17 protein-coding genes are annotated in these 17,949 nt (G+C 45.6%); 2 read left to right on the top strand and 15 right to left on the bottom strand.

Features of this window, described 5'->3' with window-relative positions; all coding sequences use genetic code 11:
- Positions 1 to 10 precede the first annotated feature (10 nt).
- The 7 genes from OKX56_RS09055 to nirJ1 form a co-directional block, all read right to left on the bottom strand.
- Positions 11 to 1,039: a 3-deoxy-7-phosphoheptulonate synthase gene (locus OKX56_RS09055; RefSeq protein WP_015043085.1), complete on the bottom strand. Its 1,029-nt coding sequence runs from the start codon at positions 1,037 to 1,039 to the stop codon at positions 11 to 13.
- A gap of 187 nt (positions 1,040 to 1,226) precedes the next feature.
- Entirely contained in the window at positions 1,227 to 2,393 is a 1,167-nt protein-coding gene (locus OKX56_RS09050) for a Ger(x)C family spore germination protein (protein ID WP_015043086.1), read from the bottom strand.
- A complete protein-coding gene (locus OKX56_RS09045) occupies positions 2,390 to 3,472 on the bottom strand; it encodes a GerAB/ArcD/ProY family transporter (RefSeq protein WP_015043087.1) in 1,083 nt (360 codons plus the stop codon). The genes OKX56_RS09050 and OKX56_RS09045 overlap by 4 nt, the downstream gene beginning before the upstream one ends.
- An 11-nt stretch (positions 3,473 to 3,483) precedes the next feature.
- Entirely contained in the window at positions 3,484 to 5,145 is a 1,662-nt protein-coding gene (locus OKX56_RS09040) for a spore germination protein (RefSeq protein WP_015043088.1), read from the bottom strand.
- Between the two features lie 181 nt (positions 5,146 to 5,326).
- Positions 5,327 to 6,319 (bottom strand): siroheme decarboxylase subunit beta, encoded by a 993-nt coding sequence (gene ahbB, locus OKX56_RS09035; RefSeq protein ID WP_015043089.1) that lies wholly within the window; start codon positions 6,317 to 6,319, stop codon positions 5,327 to 5,329.
- Positions 6,320 to 7,321 carry a putative heme d1 biosynthesis radical SAM protein NirJ2 gene (nirJ2, locus tag OKX56_RS09030; RefSeq protein WP_015043090.1) on the bottom strand — a complete coding sequence of 334 codons (1,002 nt, stop codon included), beginning with the start codon at positions 7,319 to 7,321 and terminating at the stop codon, positions 6,320 to 6,322. It abuts the gene before it with no gap.
- Between the two features lie 43 nt (positions 7,322 to 7,364).
- Positions 7,365 to 8,552: a putative heme d1 biosynthesis radical SAM protein NirJ1 gene (gene nirJ1, locus OKX56_RS09025; RefSeq protein WP_287896235.1), complete on the bottom strand. Its 1,188-nt coding sequence runs from the start codon at positions 8,550 to 8,552 to the stop codon at positions 7,365 to 7,367.
- A gap of 281 nt (positions 8,553 to 8,833) precedes the next feature.
- Between nirJ1 and OKX56_RS09020 the strand changes: the two genes are divergently transcribed.
- Both OKX56_RS09020 and OKX56_RS09015 read left to right on the top strand, forming a co-directional pair.
- Complete coding sequence (locus OKX56_RS09020; protein ID WP_025205834.1) at positions 8,834 to 9,334, top strand: hypothetical protein; 501 nt, start codon at positions 8,834 to 8,836, stop codon at positions 9,332 to 9,334.
- 301 nt (positions 9,335 to 9,635) lie between these two features.
- Positions 9,636 to 10,172, top strand: coding sequence for a hypothetical protein (locus tag OKX56_RS09015; RefSeq protein ID WP_287896208.1), 537 nt, complete (start codon positions 9,636 to 9,638; stop codon positions 10,170 to 10,172).
- 19 nt (positions 10,173 to 10,191) lie between these two features.
- On the opposite strand, the gene OKX56_RS09010 is transcribed toward OKX56_RS09015, so the two are convergent.
- The 8 genes from OKX56_RS09010 to menD form a co-directional block, all read right to left on the bottom strand.
- Positions 10,192 to 10,545 carry a GIY-YIG nuclease family protein gene (locus OKX56_RS09010; RefSeq protein ID WP_025205837.1) on the bottom strand — a complete coding sequence of 118 codons (354 nt, stop codon included), beginning with the start codon at positions 10,543 to 10,545 and terminating at the stop codon, positions 10,192 to 10,194.
- Positions 10,546 to 10,548: 3 nt separating this feature from the next.
- Positions 10,549 to 11,028 (bottom strand): DUF6530 family protein, encoded by a 480-nt coding sequence (locus OKX56_RS09005; protein WP_015043096.1) that lies wholly within the window; start codon positions 11,026 to 11,028, stop codon positions 10,549 to 10,551.
- A 278-nt stretch (positions 11,029 to 11,306) separates the two neighbouring features.
- On the bottom strand, positions 11,307 to 11,696 hold the full coding sequence (locus OKX56_RS09000; RefSeq protein ID WP_025205838.1) for a PaaI family thioesterase: 390 nt from the start codon (positions 11,694 to 11,696) through the stop codon (positions 11,307 to 11,309).
- A gap of 29 nt (positions 11,697 to 11,725) precedes the next feature.
- Positions 11,726 to 12,829 carry an o-succinylbenzoate synthase gene (menC, locus tag OKX56_RS08995; RefSeq protein ID WP_025205839.1) on the bottom strand — a complete coding sequence of 368 codons (1,104 nt, stop codon included), beginning with the start codon at positions 12,827 to 12,829 and terminating at the stop codon, positions 11,726 to 11,728.
- Positions 12,826 to 14,274: an o-succinylbenzoate--CoA ligase gene (menE, locus tag OKX56_RS08990; protein ID WP_015045141.1), complete on the bottom strand. Its 1,449-nt coding sequence runs from the start codon at positions 14,272 to 14,274 to the stop codon at positions 12,826 to 12,828. Before menE ends, menC begins: the two co-directional genes overlap by 4 nt.
- A gap of 92 nt (positions 14,275 to 14,366) precedes the next feature.
- Positions 14,367 to 15,209 carry a 1,4-dihydroxy-2-naphthoyl-CoA synthase gene (gene menB, locus OKX56_RS08985; RefSeq protein ID WP_015045142.1) on the bottom strand — a complete coding sequence of 281 codons (843 nt, stop codon included), beginning with the start codon at positions 15,207 to 15,209 and terminating at the stop codon, positions 14,367 to 14,369.
- Positions 15,210 to 15,249: 40 nt separating this feature from the next.
- Positions 15,250 to 16,101: a 2-succinyl-6-hydroxy-2,4-cyclohexadiene-1-carboxylate synthase gene (menH, locus tag OKX56_RS08980; protein ID WP_015045143.1), complete on the bottom strand. Its 852-nt coding sequence runs from the start codon at positions 16,099 to 16,101 to the stop codon at positions 15,250 to 15,252.
- Between the two features lie 15 nt (positions 16,102 to 16,116).
- Positions 16,117 to 17,847, bottom strand: a complete 1,731-nt coding sequence (gene menD / locus OKX56_RS08975; protein ID WP_015045144.1) for a 2-succinyl-5-enolpyruvyl-6-hydroxy-3-cyclohexene-1-carboxylic-acid synthase — start codon at positions 17,845 to 17,847, stop codon at positions 16,117 to 16,119.
- Positions 17,848 to 17,949 lie beyond the last annotated feature (102 nt).

Here is a 17,949-nt window from a genome sequence, read left to right as displayed (position 1 = left end):
TCCCCCAAGCTCAAACATTTTCAGCTATTTTATAAATTAATTCTTCCGTTTTCTCCCATCCCAGACAGGCGTCGGTAATGGATTTTCCATAGATATTCGTTCCGATCTCCTGCCTGCCTTCCACCAGATAGCTCTCAATCATCAGTCCTTTAATCATTTTATTCAACAGCGGGTCATACGTTCTGCTTGTCAGAACTTCCCGCGCGATCCGAGGCTGTTCATAGAAGCGTTTCATCGAATTGGCATGGTTGGTATCCACAATGATTGTTGGATTAGCCAGCTGGAGCCTTTCATATTCGTAGGCGGCATAGATTAAATCCTCATAGTGATAATTCGGGATATTTCTCCCGGAGGAATCCACAGCCCCTCTTAGGATAGCATGTGCAAGCGGATTACCGGATGTCTCTATTTCCCAGCCGTTATAGATAAAATGATGCCCTTGCTGAGCGGCATAAATCGAATTCAGCATAACCGTTATGTCCCCGCTCGTCGGGTTTTTCATGCCGACCGGTGTACATACGCCGCTGACGGTTAAGCGGTGCTGCTGATTCTCCACAGAGCGGGCACCAACTGCAATGTAACCCAGCACATCGAGAAGATACGTGTAGTTCTCCGGATAAAGCATTTCATCAGCTGCCGGCATATGGAATTCCGACAGGGCTCGGATATGGAGCTTACGGATGGCTATAATCCCCTCGCATAAATCGGGTTCTTTGCTCGGGTCGGGCTGATGGACCATCCCCTTATAGCCTTCCCCCGTAGTACGGGGCTTGTTGGTATAGATCCGCGGGATTATCAATATCTTATCCTTGACTTTTTCCTGCATGACAGCGAGCTTTCCAATATATTCACATACCGAGTCCTCATTATCCGCCGAACAGGGTCCGATGATCAGAATAAAGCGGTTATCTTTGTTTTCTAGAATATGGCTAATCTGCTCGTCCCTGTCCCGTTTTATTTTTTTTATATGTTCAGGTAAAGGTATCTGTTCAATAATCTCCTCGGCCGTTGGTATTTTTTTAATATATTTCATGTTCATAACTGCATTCTCCTTTTGTATCACTCTTCACTAATAAAGGCCGGTAAAATGGATATGCCAAAATCGTGTGCTTCCATGCCATGATAATATTGACTATATTAGGAATTATAGTACATTCTGATCCTTTTTAACATCCATTAATTTGCATGGAAATCTTCAAGGCCCTTTTGAATATGCTGGAATGTCCCTAGTCCTTGAGATTAAAGGATTGCTTTAATGCCCATTCCGCTACAATCTTTGCCTGAACTTCTACTTCAATCTCCGCTTCCCGGAAGGCCTTCCGCCAGTCAGTCTCGACTTCTTTCCAGGCTGACGGCTCATGACGGTGCAATTGCTGCATTAAACCCAAAAAATCCGAGTCATACAACCTGGCTTTTGAAATGCTCTTTAACGCCACCTCTTTGATGCTTTCTGCAGCGGCTGCTTCCATTTGCTTGACATTTTTCGTGGAGATTTGGATATTAGCGTTTTCAGGAATTGTCCCGGAAGTTTGGATTAATATATGAAAGACTGGTTTTCCATCAACCATTTTTGCTTTGACTTTATGCTTGGAGGCCCCCATTTGGTAACTGATCATCTGGGAGCCATATTCAAACTTAAACGTCATTAGGCTGTCTTTAGAATCATGCGTCAGAAGCAAGTATCCTGTAGACTCCTCCCTGTCCAACCAGCCAACAAGTTTGTCGCTTCGAAATACACCCAAGCCTTCAATCATAATACTATCGCTTTTTACATCATTCCATTTAATCTGCGGCAGCACCGGATCTCGGTCTGGGCTAAGAAGCCATTGACAAAATTCCAGAAAGGTAACCCCTCTTGAAACTCCCGTGCGAAGCGCAATCTCCTGCTGTTTTTTTATCTGCTTAAAAAGATTCGAAACAAGTGCCGGCTTGGCCTGAAGAAAAGGCCCAGCATTTCCTTTGGTCACAAATAAAAATTGATTGGGTCTACCTTCAGGAAAACGCAGAAAGTTTTCCACCACCTTGGCCGTCACTGTCTTAGCCAAATTTTCCCCAAAAATGGTAAATATTACATGGCTACTGGTCTGCAAACGCGGAAGCTGTTTATTTATAGCCGCTATGCTTTCCATAAGTGTTTCAGCTTCCCCTTTATACACCAGATCCGTAGATTTGCTGGAAGACGCACCACCGTCTGAATTACTGGAGCTTGGCGGACTAATGATTACCCATTGACCCTCATACTTTTCCTGACCTTTTTCAGACAAGTAATCGATCGCCCCGCCAGTCATCATAGCCAAATCCTCAACCTCATTTCTACTCCAACAGCCTGTAAGGAAAAGCAAACTCAGCATCAAAAGAATCATCCGGGCATATCTTTTTGCTTTTGATGTCACTGCATACAGCCCCCTTTTTTCTTTCTGATTAATGTAATAGCAAGCAACAGTAACGGCAGTACAACTTCAAATAACAAAGATATGGACGGCCAGCATTTTGTCAGGAATTCCAGTAGCGCCATGGTGTTTGGTACAAGAAACGTTGCCCCTGAGAATACGATGATCATCACTGAAGCGGCAATAATTTTCGGATGCTTTCTACCGACTGACTGTCTGGCTGCAAGAATCGTTACATAAAAAAGCAGAGAGGATTTGACCATGATCCCGGTCAGCCATAACGGCAATACCAATAATTCTATACGTTGAATGTAATTCCCGTATTCAATTGTTTTCACAGTAGACCATATCGGGAAAATCATTTGACCGGTCACATCTGCCCCTAAGACAGTAAGTACAACCAGCGATCCGAAAGTCAACAAAAGCATTGTGCTGATAACCGCGTAGGATGCCTTCTTCAGCACTTCCTGAGGTTTGTTTATCAGAGGGATTAACATCAGCAATACGGCAATTTCGCCATACCATTGAACCGGTATCCATATATTCTGCATCACCGGACTGATCCCGTCTTCCAAAATAGGAAGCAGACTGCTTGGATCTGCTTTCGGAATCGCCAAGATACAGGCCATTAGATAAGCAAATACAAATAGAGGCAGGATGAATTGGTTCATCCGCGCAATCACTTCAATCCCTTTTTGCGCAGAATACCAGCAAATAAGTACAAATACCAAATTGATAGGAATGCCCGGCGTTCCAAATAAAGCGGATACGGTTAAAAATTCCGAAGTTTCCCTAACGACGAGGATATTTAAGACAATAAAAAATAGGATATAGGAAACAGCCAGCGCCTTGCCTCCGATTTTTCCTACAATGAGCGGCAGATATTCTGCTATTGTGAGTCCCGGGAATCGCTGTGCCAGCTTGGCCGAAATGAACAATACGCCAAAAGCAAATATCCCTGCTCCCAGGCTCGCGAACCAGGCATCTTGTTTGGCTGTCAGTGCGGTTAATCCCGGAATAAATAGGATCGCGGTTGAGGTCATCATAATAAACAGCAACATTGCTATTTGCGTTCCGGACATCCGTTCCTTGCTTATTTGTTATCCCCCCTCTTTTTAGGTTTATGCTTTATGTGACCAACATTGCCCCGCAGAGATTTCTTGCCTCCGAAGAACCTGGGTCTCGTAGACATCGCCCACCAAGGGGCCCGGATTAAGGTATCTTTCAGATCACGCAGTGTCAGCGGAGCGATGGGTGACAGATAAGGTACCCCGAAAGAACGCAGACTGCAAAGATGGGTAAGCAAAATCATCAGCCCAAAGATAATTCCCACAATTCCAAAAACACTGGCCATGATAATTAAGCCAAAACGAATGATCCGGATGCTTGTCCCGACATTGTAATCCGGGAATGTAAACGAAGCAACCGCTGTCAAACCGACAACCACCACTGAAGTCGGACTGACAATCCCGGCATCGACTGCGGCCTGCCCGATCACCAAACCGCCTACTGTACTGATCGCCTGCCCAACTGTCCTAGGCAAACGTACCCCGGCTTCCCGTAGAAGCTCAAAAACAAGTTCCATCAAAAATATTTCCAAAGAAATTGGCAGAGGCAGATTTTCTCTTGCTCCGGCTACCGTATTCAAAAGAGATATTGGAATAAGCGACTGATTGACTGAAAATACCGCAACTGTAACTGCCGGAACCAGTAGTGTAATATTGATGGCCATAAAACGGCCTAATCGCGCAAAAGAGGCAAACAAAGCGCTATAATAGTAATCTTCTGAGGCCTGTATCAAGGTCACAAAAGTGCATGGAATAATTAAAGCAGAAGGTGAATTGTCAACCATAATGGCAATTCTGCCTTCAAACAGCGAAGCGGCGGTCCTGTCCGGCCGTTCCGTATACTGTACAAGTGGGAACAGACTGATTGGTTCATCAGAGATAAATTCTTCAAGATAACTGCTGTCTAAAATATTATCGATCGTGATCCTCTCAATACGCGATTTGACTTCAGCTACAATCTTTTCGTTTGCTACCCCCTGAATATAGCAAATATTAACCTTCGTTTTGGATAACGTTCCGACCGTTATACTCTCAGCCTTCAGTAGGCTGGTCCGGATGCGGCGTCGGAGAAGGCTTATGTTTGTTCCCAGATTTTCCACGAAACCGTCCCTCGGTCCGTGAATGTTCGGTTCAGTCGTCGGCTCATTAATCTGTCTGATGTTATAGCCCTGGACAGAAGCTTTAATGCCAATCGGATACCCGTCTATAATCAGAACGAGATTGTCCTCCAGTACTGCGTCAGCTGCTTCGGAGATCAGAGACAACGTATCGGCTTTGTAATTGGTTAGCAGATGTTGAAGTATGATACCGGGCATATCACCGACATTTGTTTTGAGATTCGTGTCCGTATAAACGGCTGTGTTCGTATTAAGATCTGCTTTTGTGTGAAGATTTTCTGTCCTTGCAGAAACCTCCAGCATGATCGGCTTTAAAATTGCATCATTAATAATTTCGGGCTTACACAGGCTGTCTGAGTAGACAATAAACGCTTTGATTTTTTTGGTAGAGTGCAGCTGAAATTCTCTGAAAGAAATATCCGAACATTTTTCAAAAATCTGCTGCATGGCTTGCAGGTTATGCTCAATTACGCTTGACAGAGGCTTCCCGGCTTGGGACCGTTCATCAAGCAAAGGTTTTTCTTTTCCTATGTTCTTACTGCGTATTTTAGTGATAAGCTGGTCAAGCATCTCGGCATTACCATCCAAATTTATTCTATCATGCTTATTTTGTGTATTAATTCAGTTTTTACTCTAATCTGAAGAAAGATACCAGCAGACAATCACCGGAACAGATAAATCAATAAAGCATAAGGAACAAGGGCGTAACAGAACTTAAGTCCCGTTACGCCCTTGCCAAAAATGCGTTATTTTACTCTTCTTCCCTGAAATATTCCATGCTTGTCTTTTTCAATTCAGCATGACTGAATAGCATCTCATACTGTCGTATGTCTGTAACCTTAGAAATTCTCTCCATTGTTTTCCTGCACTCCGACGGCGAATGCCCATGAATCATGGTAAATAGATTATACGGCCAATCCGGAAGTTCAGGGCGTTGGTAGCAATGGCTTACTTCCTTAAAGGCGGCCATGATGTGACCGGTTTCTTCAACCTGCGCTTCTGGAACAACCCATACCCCCATCGCATTTGAAGTAAATCCAGCTTTCCGGTGATACAGGATGGCACCAAAACGTCGCAGCACCCCGTCATGCTTATAGTCCTGGATTCTTGCTCGGACACTTTCTTCTGACCATCCCAGTCTGGAAGCTGCCTCAGAGAAAGGACAAAGCGACAAAGTCAAATCACCCTGCAAAATGCGGATTAAGGCCTTATCCCCCTCCCCTGCCTGAAAAGCAGGCTGCCCTTCCGGAGACGAATAGCCGGCATTCGCAATGGGCAGCTTATTATTTGTACGCTTTTCCAGGTCAAACAGCACGCCAATCTTGAACAACCTGATAGCGGGAAGGCTGTAAACTTCAGGACTTCCCAAAATATTCTTTGCCTGTTCTAAAATCTGCATCAGCCCGGCCTGCGACCGGGAGATGACCGTAAACCACATATTGTAACGATGATCCCGCAAATAATTATGCGTAACTCCGGGGATTTCCATTAAAAAATCCGCAAGAACGGATATTTTTTCTTCCGGAACCTTAGCCGCGCAAAGCGTGCTGAAATACCCAAGACGACGAGAATCAAAGACTCCGCCTATCCGCCGGATCATTCCTTTCTGCCGGAACTGGTTAACCCGCTGCCATGTTTCTTCTTCATTTAGCCCCAGCATTTCTCCCAAAACCTGATAAGGACGTTCCTCAACCGGGAAGGCCGCCTGGATTCTGGTCAGCAAAATCCGGTCCTTTGTCTCCATTTAGCAACTGACCCCCTTGCGTCCGTGGTATAAACACCAGGGCTCTTCAGCCATGTAGTCACCGTTTTCATAAAAAGCAGCACGAGCCCGGCAGCCTCCGCAAACTTTTTTATACCCGCAGCTGCCACACCCACCTTTATACGCCAGCGTGCGCAGTTCTTGCAAAACCGGATTGCTGCGCCATATTTCATCAAAAGGTGTGTCCCGGACATCACCGAGAGGCAGATTCAAATATGCACAGGGCTGTACCTGACCCTTCGGACTGATAATGCAATATGCTGTTCCAGCCAAACAGCCGCGGCTGAACCGGGTGTTTACCCCCATCTGTTTGGCAATTCGCATAAACTGCGGTGCACAGGTTGGTTTCAGTTCAATATCAACGGTTTGCTGCTTCTTCATGATCCTGGTCAGCACTTCTTCGTAAGCTTCCGCCCTTAAAGACTCTTCTTCTATAGACACTGCCCGGCCTGTCGGCACCAGAAAGAAAAAATGGTGCGCCACTGCTCCCTCCCGGACCGCAAAATCCGTAAGTGTTTCCAGTTCATGTGCATTCCAGTCCATCACTGTTGTATGCACCTGGAAAGGAAGCCCCACTGCCTTGCAATTGCGCATACCTTGCACAGCCTGGTTCCAGGCTCCGTCATAGCGACGGAAATCATCCTGCTTTTTTCGATCCATTGAATCAAGGGAAATTCCCATCCCCATGGCGCCGGCTTTTTTAAGCTTTGCGGCAAGATCTTCCGTCAACAAAGAACCATTGGTTCCGAAGACAGGCCGTAAACCAAGGTCTTTGGCATAGGCGACTAGTTCAACAATATCTGGGCGCATGAGTGGTTCACCGCCGCTAAAAATCATTATCTTAAACCCTGCTTTGGCGATTTGTTCCAGCAGCGTCCTGGCCTCAGCCGTGTTGAGTTCCTCCTCGGCCCTGCATCCGGCATCGCGGTAACAGTGATCACAATACATGTTGCAGGCATTTGTCGTATTCCAAGAGACAATCATATCTTTCTTCCTTTCCTAGTACAGAGATTAACAAAGCTAAACCTCAACCATTAATCGTTTTTATTCCGATCTCTTCATCCGTTAAGTAACAGGCCGGATCAGATTCCCAAAAATCGCCTGTCACAGCCTCTGCCCTGGTGCGGAAATTGCCGTTGCAGAAATCTAAATACCGGCACTCGGCACATCGCCCTTTGAGAAGTGGTTTACGGTCTTTCAAACCTGCCAGCACTGGTTGGCTCAAGTCAGTCCAGATATCTCCGAACTTTCTCTCTCGGACATTGCCAAACGAGATATGCTGCGTAAACTGATCCGGATGTACATTCCCTGAAGGATCAACCTCTCCAAACGCAATCCCAGAACGATTTCCGCCATTGCAGCCGATGAGTGTCTTTATTTTCTCCGCTCTGGCCGGATCTTCACATAAAGCCCGCAAATAGAGATAAACACCGTCGGCGTGATTATCAACTGTCAGGATTTCCTTGTGCAATCCGCGTTTTTCAAAGTCTCTTGTTCTGCGGATAATGGTATCGAGCGCCTGTCTCGACTCTTCGGGTGTAATATCATCAGCGACCATTTGCTTGCCCCGTCCGGAGTATACCAAATGATAAAAACAAACACGGTCAATTTTTTCTGCTTCAATAAAATCAAAGATACGATCCAGTTCCTCATAATTATGACGGTTAATCGTAAAGCGCAGACCAACGCGCTGACCCGCCTCCACACAGTTCCGGATTCCTCCCATAGCAGCCGCAAAAGCTCCTTCTCTGCCCCTAAACTTGTCATTCACCGCTCTCAGACCGTCAAGCGATACCCCAACATAACCTACACCGATTTCTTTGATGCGCCGGGCAGCTTCCGGTGTTATCAACGTACCGTTCGTAGATAAAGTTGGTCTGATTCCTTTCTGAGCAGTATAGGCGGCAAGTTCAAAAAAGTCGGGCCGCATCAAAGGCTCCCCGCCTGAAAAAAGCAGGACAGGAACGTGAAACTCCGCTAAATCATCAATGAAACTCCTCGCTTCTTCCGTCGTCAGTTCTCCGTTATATTTCTGCGAATCTGAGTCCATATAACAATGGACGCACTGCAAATTGCAGGTTCGCGTCGAATTCCAAACAACCACCGGTCCTGAACTACCTGTTGCTCCGTTTTTAGCCCCATGAGCATGCCTGCTATAACGCAGGGAATCCCCGAAATATTCCGTATCAAATAGCAGCCTCGTAACACTAATCATCATTATGCCCCCAATTATCTTCAATTAAATTTACCTTTACGTATAAATGCTGCCTGAATCTCCCCAATTGGAAATCCCCTCATAGTCAATGTTTTGGAACAATGAGGATGCTTGGCTCTTCGTACAATTATACAGTATAAAATCAAAAATGAATAGTGTAAGCTCTACATTAATATAATTCTAAGAATTAATGTCTATATTACCAGTAGGAACCTTTTTAAAATAAATAAAGGTCTGCAAAACAATTAACGCCGTGGTAGGCAAAAGGAGAAATATCTTTTATGAAACAACAAAAGAAATCCCAGTCAAGAAAAAAACTCCCCGGAAGTTCGATTTTCATGTATATCGCATCTGCTTTTATTGCTCTTATCGCTGTTGCACTTTTAGTCAATAATATTTTGTATTTCAACAACACCATTTCGCAGTATACCACGCAAGGCTATCCATATGAAATGGTCGCCAAGGAATTGATTCCCGGTCAACTGCTCCCTGGAATCTTCCAGCCGCTTAGCATCCTTGGCATTGCCGTAGTCCTGTACGCTGCAGCTCTCATCAATCAAAAAATCACCGGATACTTCTGTTCATGTTCCAACAGTGAAACCGTGGTCCATGCTGAACCCGCAGTGGTAAATACAAACACCGTTAATACCGCAGCTGAAGATACCGTATCTGAGGACCAGGCTGAATCCCCTGCTGCAGTGCCCGAGCAAATTGAATCTCAAACTGTAGAAGTACAAGACGCCCAAGACAGCACTAACAACAAGGACAGCACGGATAAATAGAATCTCATACAAATAAAGAATCGTAATAGAACAAGTCTTAAGCCTATGGCGTTGTGCCATAGGCTTTATGCGTATATTTTTCAGTAAAATACGTACCCTTCTGATCATCAGTATAACTAAGATCATCAAGACAAAGGTCAGCACTGCAAACAGAAAAAATTTCTGGGACGTGGTTAAAATAAAAAACTCCAGACTCCAGTTAGATAATAATGCAGATTTTTTTGACCAAATTTCAACGGTAAAAAATACCATTCTAAAATTTCAAAAATAAGTGCACTCTATATAAAAAAGGAGTACTTTAATGCTGAAAATTGGCAGGAGCGAAGATACAATCATCATTGGCCTTCTAGGAGGTTTAATTGGGACGATTGCTATGGATGTATCTAATTTATTAATTTTTAAGGCAGGGAAAACTGAAACACTATATGGTCATATAGCAGGTGGATTATTTGTAGCTCCATATAGAACAAAACGACGCGAGAATTTCATATTAGGTCAATTGGCTCATTTAGGTATAGGCTCATTGTGGGGAATTCCCTTAGTTTATACGCTTAAGAAAACGGGTAATGATCATTACTTGATAAAAGGAGCAGCCATTTCTATGCTTTCTCTAGGCACGCTTATAGGTGGACAGAAAGTTGGTTTCTTAAAAAAATTTCGCTTAACGAAAACGTATTATTCAGCAATCTGGAATCATCTTCTTCATGGTTTAGTTTCTTCTCAGGCCATTGTAATGTTAGCCAACCCAACTATGATTAAAAAAACTAATGCCCGTGAGAGGGATACATCCTTCTCACGGGTCAAAGATTCCAATATACATCATTCCTTGGATACCTAAGAAAACCGCATTGGATACCTTAGAAAATCCTTAGTTCCGGATCCAACTTTTCCGCCCATATCTCTTCAAGAAGCTGAAGGTCTTCTTCAAATTCCTTCATGGTCTGGGTATCTTTCATTTCGATTTCTTCCAGAATTTCAAACTTAAAAGCCTTGGCCCCATATTCATCCCATTCCTGTTGAAGTTTTGTCAGCACACAGGAGCCGGTATCTTTAGAAAAATCAAAACGGTTCTGGAACCGCCTGACATTAACAGCGCCCTGCAGAACATACCTGCCGTTTTCTTTATTGGTAATCATAAAAACTCCACCGGAAGTTTTCCGTTCCTTATATTCATTGCGAAGCTCCCTTTTCCGGTCGGATGTACCCGTCATCGTCTAATACCCCATTTCCTTCAGCAGTTTGGAAAGCGTACTCAAACGTTCTCCGATTAATTCATCGTCATTGCTGAGTACTTGCCTGAATAGTTTGATGTCTCCTTCAATCATTGGATTATCAGTACATACGGCTACGGTCATTGCATCTCCCTGCAGCCCGATCCTGTCAATGACGGGTTTCTCAGGATCATACATTTTTTCATATCGGTAGGCCTCACGAAAATGAAGTGTCGATCTGCAAATCAGGATCGCAAGATCGATCACCCGGTGAAGCGGAAGCTCCTCGGACTGTCTCGACCATTTTTCTCCGGTGAACCGCCAGACCTTCGCAGATATCTCCAGCTTCCCCCTGTCATTCCACTGGGCCAGCCCCAGGGATAATCCTTTGGCGTCGGAATCATAGGCATTTCTGCCGTCAATCCTTTCATAGTCTTCCGATACAATCACAGGTTTATGTTTCAGCGTCGTTGGAATCTTCATAAGTTACCTCTCCTAATTTAGCAAAATTTTATTTTGTCATTTCTTTTATATCAACTAATTTATTATTCACTAAATTACTAAATTACTAAATTACTAAATTACTAAATTAGTAGATTGTAGTAAGAAGATTATCACATTACACCATCTTTGTCAAAAAATACGCCATTACAGGCACAGTGGTACAAATATTTTGACGTCCACAGCTGGACCAGTGTGGTATTATGGCACACAGACCTACCTCCATAATATTTTAAAAAAAAAGGCTTTAACAGCCTTTTTTACACTCTATTGTAATTTATAACCGCATTTGTCACAGTAACCACGGAAATCAGCTCATCCTTTTCATCAAGCATTTCAATCAACCAGACATGGGATGTTTTTCCCTGATGCAGCAGTCTGCCTTTCGCGAGGATATAGCCTTCTATGTTTTTTGTTTTCATATGATTTGCCGTAATATTCTGGCCCACAGCAACCTGGCTATTATCCAGCAGTTGGTTGGAGGCATATCCTGCAGCCGATTCCCCCAAAGCAATGGTTGCCCCGCCATGCAATATACCATAAGGCTGGCTATGAAAAGTCGTTAAATTCATCTTGGCTTCAAACGTATTGTCCTTATACTGTATATATTCAATATTCAGGTAATCTATCAGGTATTTCTGGTTTTCCATCAAGTGGCCCTCCTTTCCCGCGCACGCTGCTAAGCGAATATGTGATGCTCAACGGTATAATCAGCCAGGACATTTTCATCGACAGCAATTCCCAATCCCGGACCCCGGGGTACTTCAATCCTGCCGTTTTGAACCGTGACCTCAGGCCGGATGATATCCTGTGAAAAATAACGCTGGGATGGCGACAAATCTCCGGGAATATAGGTATCCTTCAGACTTGCCAAATGAACGTGCAGTATTTTCGAAATTCCGCTTTCCACCATACTCCCGATCCAATAGTAGATATGATGTTTCCGGCAAAGCTCAATCATCTGCCTGACATAAAACAAGCCGCCAACCCGGCCGGTCTTGATGTTCAAGGCGCGACAGGCTTTTAATTCGATCGCCTTCTCCAGGTCAGCTACACTTAAAATGCTTTCATCCAGACAGACAGGCGTCTGCATTTCTGCCTGAAGTTTCTGATAGTCCGTCAGTTCCGCTTCAGCCAAAGGTTCCTCCAAACACAGCAAACCAAGACCGTCTATTTTCATCAATTCGGGAATGTGCTCGGAGCGAAAGCTTCTGTTGGCATCCGCGAGCAGCTTGAGATAGGGATAGGCAGTTCTGATCATGTTGAGTTTGGCAAAACCGTCCTGCGGTTTGATCTTTATTTTAAAACGGACGTAACCTTCCTGCAGGTACTGTTCAATCTGTTTTAACAGGCCGGCGTTATCCAGATCTCCCAGAACCATACCCGCCTCAATCTGCGTATTGGTCTCCTCCAGAAACACAGCCGCCATGACAGGGATATGCTGACGCCTTGCGTACACGTCCAGCAACGCATTTTCAACCCCTGCGCCTGTCATCGGATAAGCTCTGTCCAGCCAGGCATGAATGTCGAAAGGATGCACAGTCTCTTCCTGCAGCAGCCGCGGAAGATAAGTTTCCAGCAGAAGATGTTTGGCATCAGCAAGCGTTTCCGAAGTATAAAAAGGATCAGAGAAAGCGACAACTTCCCCATAGCCGGTATTCCCAAATTCGTCTGTGATTTTAAGAATGATCGTTTCCCGACAGTTCAGCCTGGTCTGAGATGTTTTAAAGGTAAATTTCAAAGGCATGTCTAAAAGGAATAGCTCTGCTTTTTTTATGATCATGGGTCTCCTCCTCCAGCCAGCATATCTTCCAGCGCCTTGTGACGGATCTTTCCTGTGGTATTCCGGGGAAGTTCAGCCAAAAAAATGATCTCGCTGGGAAGTTTATAGCGGGCAAGTCTCGGAGACAGATAGTCCCTGATCTCTTCTTCGTTTAACGAAGATACTGCAAATAAGACAGGTACCTGTCCCCACTTAGGATCTTTTCTTCCGATGACAGTGCATTCTTTGATCCCAGGGTGTGCGTAGAGTATATTTTCGATTTCCCGCGGATAAATATTTTCCCCGCCTGAAATGATCATATTTTTGCGACGATCGAGAATATACAGGAAACCGTCCGGATCCAAATAACCGATATCTTCCGTAGGGAAAAATCCGAAGATCGTTTCCCGGCCAAGATATCCGTCCATAACCATGGGACTCTGAATCAGGACTTCGCCGCTGCCGTCAGACCCTGGATTTTTGATCAGAATTTCCACTGAATCCAGTGGAAGTCCAACTGAATCAAGCTTATCCGGGTATTGGAGAACGGAAAAGGTTGCCGATTGGCTGGTGGTTTCCGTCATACCGTACGTTTTATAGATAGGGATCTGCCTAACCATACATTTTTCAACCAAGGGTCGGGGTATGAACTCCCCCCCTATAAGCACCACTCTCAAGCAATGCCTGTCAATCCGGTCAATGATTCTGTTCAGCATGGTCGGAACAACCGACAGCATATTGACTTTTCCTTCCTGAACCAGGCTTAACGTTTCCTCTTCCCGAAAGCTTTCCAGCAAGGTTACCGCAGTCCCGTTGTATAAACTGCGCAGTAGAATCGTTAAGGCGCTGATATGATACAACGGCAGAATCATCAGCCAGTTATCTTCTTCTGTAACTCCGAGGCTTTTTTGAGAAGCCTTAACATGGGCAGCAAACTGTTTCCAGCGCAGCGGAACAGATTTGAATTCCCCAGTCGTGGCGCTCGTATTCATAATGACTGCAATTTGTTCCGGGTTAAAATCCGCCGCCGGATCAAATTCTCTGCATGCTTCCGAATCATCTTGTTCTGCAGCATCAGCCTTTACATCATCCGTAACATCATCCCCAACTACATCCGAAAATGACTTCACTTCGGCCGGAAATGACTGGCTGAAATTCACGGCGGCCAGACCATTCTGGGCCAAAACCAGCTGAATATCCAGGGTTTTTACTTGTTTGCCGATTTCTTCCGCAGTTAAACGTGTATTCAGCATCAATACTTCTTTTTGAAGCAACTGTAAGGCCAGAAAAAACAAGACCGTTTGTTCAGAATTATTCGAAAGGAGCGCTACCCTTTTTTGTTTTTTGACATGCGGCAAAAGCCTTACCGAAAGTAAGCTTACGCGTTCGGACACGTCCCGAAACGTCAGGTCGTTGATAAATTTCTTATCCGGTTTTTCAAGGGCTTGTCTTTTTAACCAGTTCATCTTAATTCATACTCTCTATTAAATCCTTAATTCCATCCATACAGATCGTGTATTACATTATTTGGGGTAGGTCTTCGTAATATCCTGCCGGATCAGGGGAATTTCGGGAACTTTTTGAAATCGGGCTCGCGTTTTTCTTTAAAAGCGTCTCTGCCCTCTTTAGCTTCGTCTGTGGTATAGAACAACAGTGTTGCATCCCCAGCCAGCTGCTGCAGTCCGGCGAGACCGTCTGTATCTGCATTGAAAGCTGCTTTCAGGAAGCGAAGGGCAGTCGGCGAATGCTGCAGGATTTCCTGCGCCCATTTCACGGTCTCCTTTTCAAGCTGCTCAAACGGGACGACTGTATTAACGAGTCCCATCTCCAGGGCTTCCTTAGCCGTATATTGACGGCAGAGATACCAGATCTCACGGGCTTTCTTCTGGCCGATGATGCGAGCCAGATAGCCTGCACCGTAGCCGGCGTCAAAAGAGCCGACCTTTGGTCCGGTCTGGCCGAATTTGGCGTTCTCTGATGCGATCGTCAAATCGCAGACAATATGCAGAACATGGCCGCCGCCAATCGCAAACCCGTTGACCATCGCGATCACCGGTTTAGGAATGATGCGGATTAAACGCTGCAGATCCAGCACATTTAGACGCGGGATCTGATCGTCACCGACATAACCGCCATGGCCACGCACCTTTTGGTCACCGCCGGAGCAGAATGCTTCTTTTTCCTGGCCCTGACCGTGATTAGCACCGGTCAAAATAATCACTCCTATATTTTCATCCTCCCGGGCAATCGAAAAAGCATCAATCAGTTCCATAATCGTTTTGGGGCGGAAAGCATTGCGGACTTCCGGGCGGTTGATGGTAATCTTGGCGATTCCGCTGTATTCCTCATAAATAATATCCTCATAGCTGCGGCTGAGTTTTTCCCACGGAAATGTGCTCATTGAATAACCTCCCTATAATACGTATTCTTTTTCTCCGGGCTCATATTCTTTTTCCCGAATTCTTATTACGTCTTTCCGTATTTTCATCTAAAGCATCAACGCTTAGGAACTCGCTAACGACCGCCCGAAAAGTCTGCGGGTCTTCCAGATGCGTATTATGCCCTACTCCGGAAATGGTCTGCCGGATGATCCTGGCATTTAAATGACTGAACTCTCGGCTGATTTTCTGGTATTTTGGATCAAGTTCACCGCTGACAAAGAGGACGGGCATCGTCAATTCGGCCACCCGATCTTTCAAGCAAGGAAACGTTCCCTGACCGCTCGCCAGTAGTGTATTGGCAAGCGCATATGGTTCATTTTGCAGGCGGCGCTGCCTGATTTTCGCTCGGACTTTCTCGGGAAGACGGGCTTGTGTTTTGAAAAGTTCCAAACCTGACCAATAGCTTTCAAACCATTCAATCCCGTTCTGCCGAATATCTTCGGCCAGTACGGCATCATCTCTGCGCCGTTTCTCCCTGCTTAGCTCACCGTATTCCCCATAGGAAGCGCTTTCCATGATAAGTTTAGCAATTTCCCGGGGATATTGTAAAGCATAGGCCAGCGCAATCCGGCCGCCCATGGAATACCCTATCACGCTGTACTGCACCAGCTCTAACTGCTGTATCAGATCATGCAGCGTTTCCAGCAGCGTGGGAAGTCCGTACGGCTGAAGGGCAGACGGTTTTTCAGTACTGCCGTGCCCGGTCAGATCCACCAGGATCAACCGGAAGCCGGAAAGATCAATTTCGTCCCAGGTACCGAGGTTCTCTGAAAATCCGTGCAAACAGACAACCGGCTTCCCGGTTCCCCGTACTTCAAAGTGAATGTTTAGACCATTTGCGGTGATCATCATTTCCTATCATCCATCTTAGTCATTTTCTGACGGCAGCCGGGTATATTTGTCATGCAGTTCCTTGCTTAACTCCAGATCTATTTTTACTTCAATAAGCTTGATGCCTTGTGTGTTCTGAGCTGTTTGGAAACTGAGCTCAAATTCTTCATAATTTTTCGGTTCAAAGTAGGCGATGCCATACAAAGAAGTTAATGCAGAAAAATCCAAGCCCGGGGGGGTTAAGAACAGCGTTTCAAAATATTTTCCCCGGCTCTGGGGCAAGTACCTGAAGATCCCCCCGCCATTGTTATTGAACAATAGGATGGTCAGATCCAACGGGTGATTCTTGGCGATCTGAAGCCCGTTTAAATCATGGAAAAGCGCAATGTCTCCGGTCAGCAGCACCGTCGGTTTACCGGCAGCCGCTATACCAAGGGCTGTAGAAACCATGCCGTCGATTCCATTAGCGCCTCTGTTTCCAAGTACCTTCAGATTTTGCGCGCGGGCCTCCAGAAAATCATCAACATCGCGGACGGCCATACTGTTGGCTGCAAGAATCCTGGATTCTTGAGGCAGAAGATCTTGAAGCCTTTGAATCAAGGCCCCTTCAAACAGTCCTTTTTCCTGTCTGGCTTGTCTTAGCTGCACCCGCATTCTTTGTTGGTAAATGAGCCACCTATCCAAATATTCCCGGCTGCTGTTTTCGGTTTTGACCGACGCTGCAAAAAGTTTAGGTGAAGCCAGTACATAATGATTCGTGGAAAGTGCCGGGTTACGATAGTCAAATACTGCATCGGCCTGGACAAATAATGCGTCCTGATGCCGGGCCAAATACTGCTGAAGGCTTTTCGACACAGGTGTCTGTCCAAACTGGATGACATATTCCGGTTTTAATTCGTCTTTGACAGCATCATCTTTTAGAAATGCCTGGTAGCTGTCCAGAATGACTCCACTTGAGAAGCCGCGGAAATTGGACAGCGGATCGGCAAGTACAGGCGCTTTCAAACGTGCCGCTAGGGCCAGTACCTCTGTATGATAGTCGGCATACGCGTCACCGCCGCAAACAATGATTCCGTTTTTATTGCTGAATGCTGCATCAAATTTCGGATGAACTTCCAAAGGCTCGGCAGGATGCGGATACGAAGACGGGTCGTTGAGGCTGAAAGGTTCTCGGTGAAGTCTAAAAGCATCTCTGTGGCGGCCTGCTGTAAAATCAAGTTTGCTTAAATCCGGCACCAATGGTTCACGCAGCGGGATATTCACGTGGGACACGCCAAAGCTTCCCGTTATGGCGCTGCCGTAAGCTTTTTGCATAACTGTCCTGGCATAGCGGTACATCCGCTCATCTTCTTCGGGTAATGCCAGTTCCTCAAAAAAACTTGCATACTCTCCGTAAATCCTGGTCTGATCAATGGTTTGAGGCGCTCCGACCTGACGCAGTTCGGGCGGCCGGTCGGCCGTCAGGACAATCAGCGGAACCCTGGAATATTTGGCTTCTACCAGAGCTGGCAAATAGTGCGCTGCAGCAGATCCTGATGTACAAACCAGCACGACGGGTCTCTGCATCTCTTTGGCTGCCCCGAGTGCAAAGAAGGCTGCGCAACGTTCGTCAATACTGACATAGATCTCAAATTGATGTTCACTGAATAAAATTGCCAGCGGGGTAGAACGCGATCCCGGGCTGATCACAACTTCCCTTACGCCCAGTTGGTACAATTCATCCACCAGGGCCGCTATGTAATTCGTTGCTGCAAAAGAATCGGTCATCGTCGTACTATCCTCACCTTCATGTCCAACATATTTCAGATCCCAAGCTTAAAGATTTCCAAAGTTGGAATCATAAGATTCCAGGATTGGATTTAAGGACAT

Source organism: Dehalobacter sp. (genome assembly GCF_030063005.1).
Lineage (GTDB): Bacteria > Bacillota > Desulfitobacteriia > Desulfitobacteriales > Syntrophobotulaceae > Dehalobacter > Dehalobacter restrictus.
Note: the sequence above shows the minus strand (reverse complement) of the source record. Positions and strands in the feature narration are given on the sequence as shown.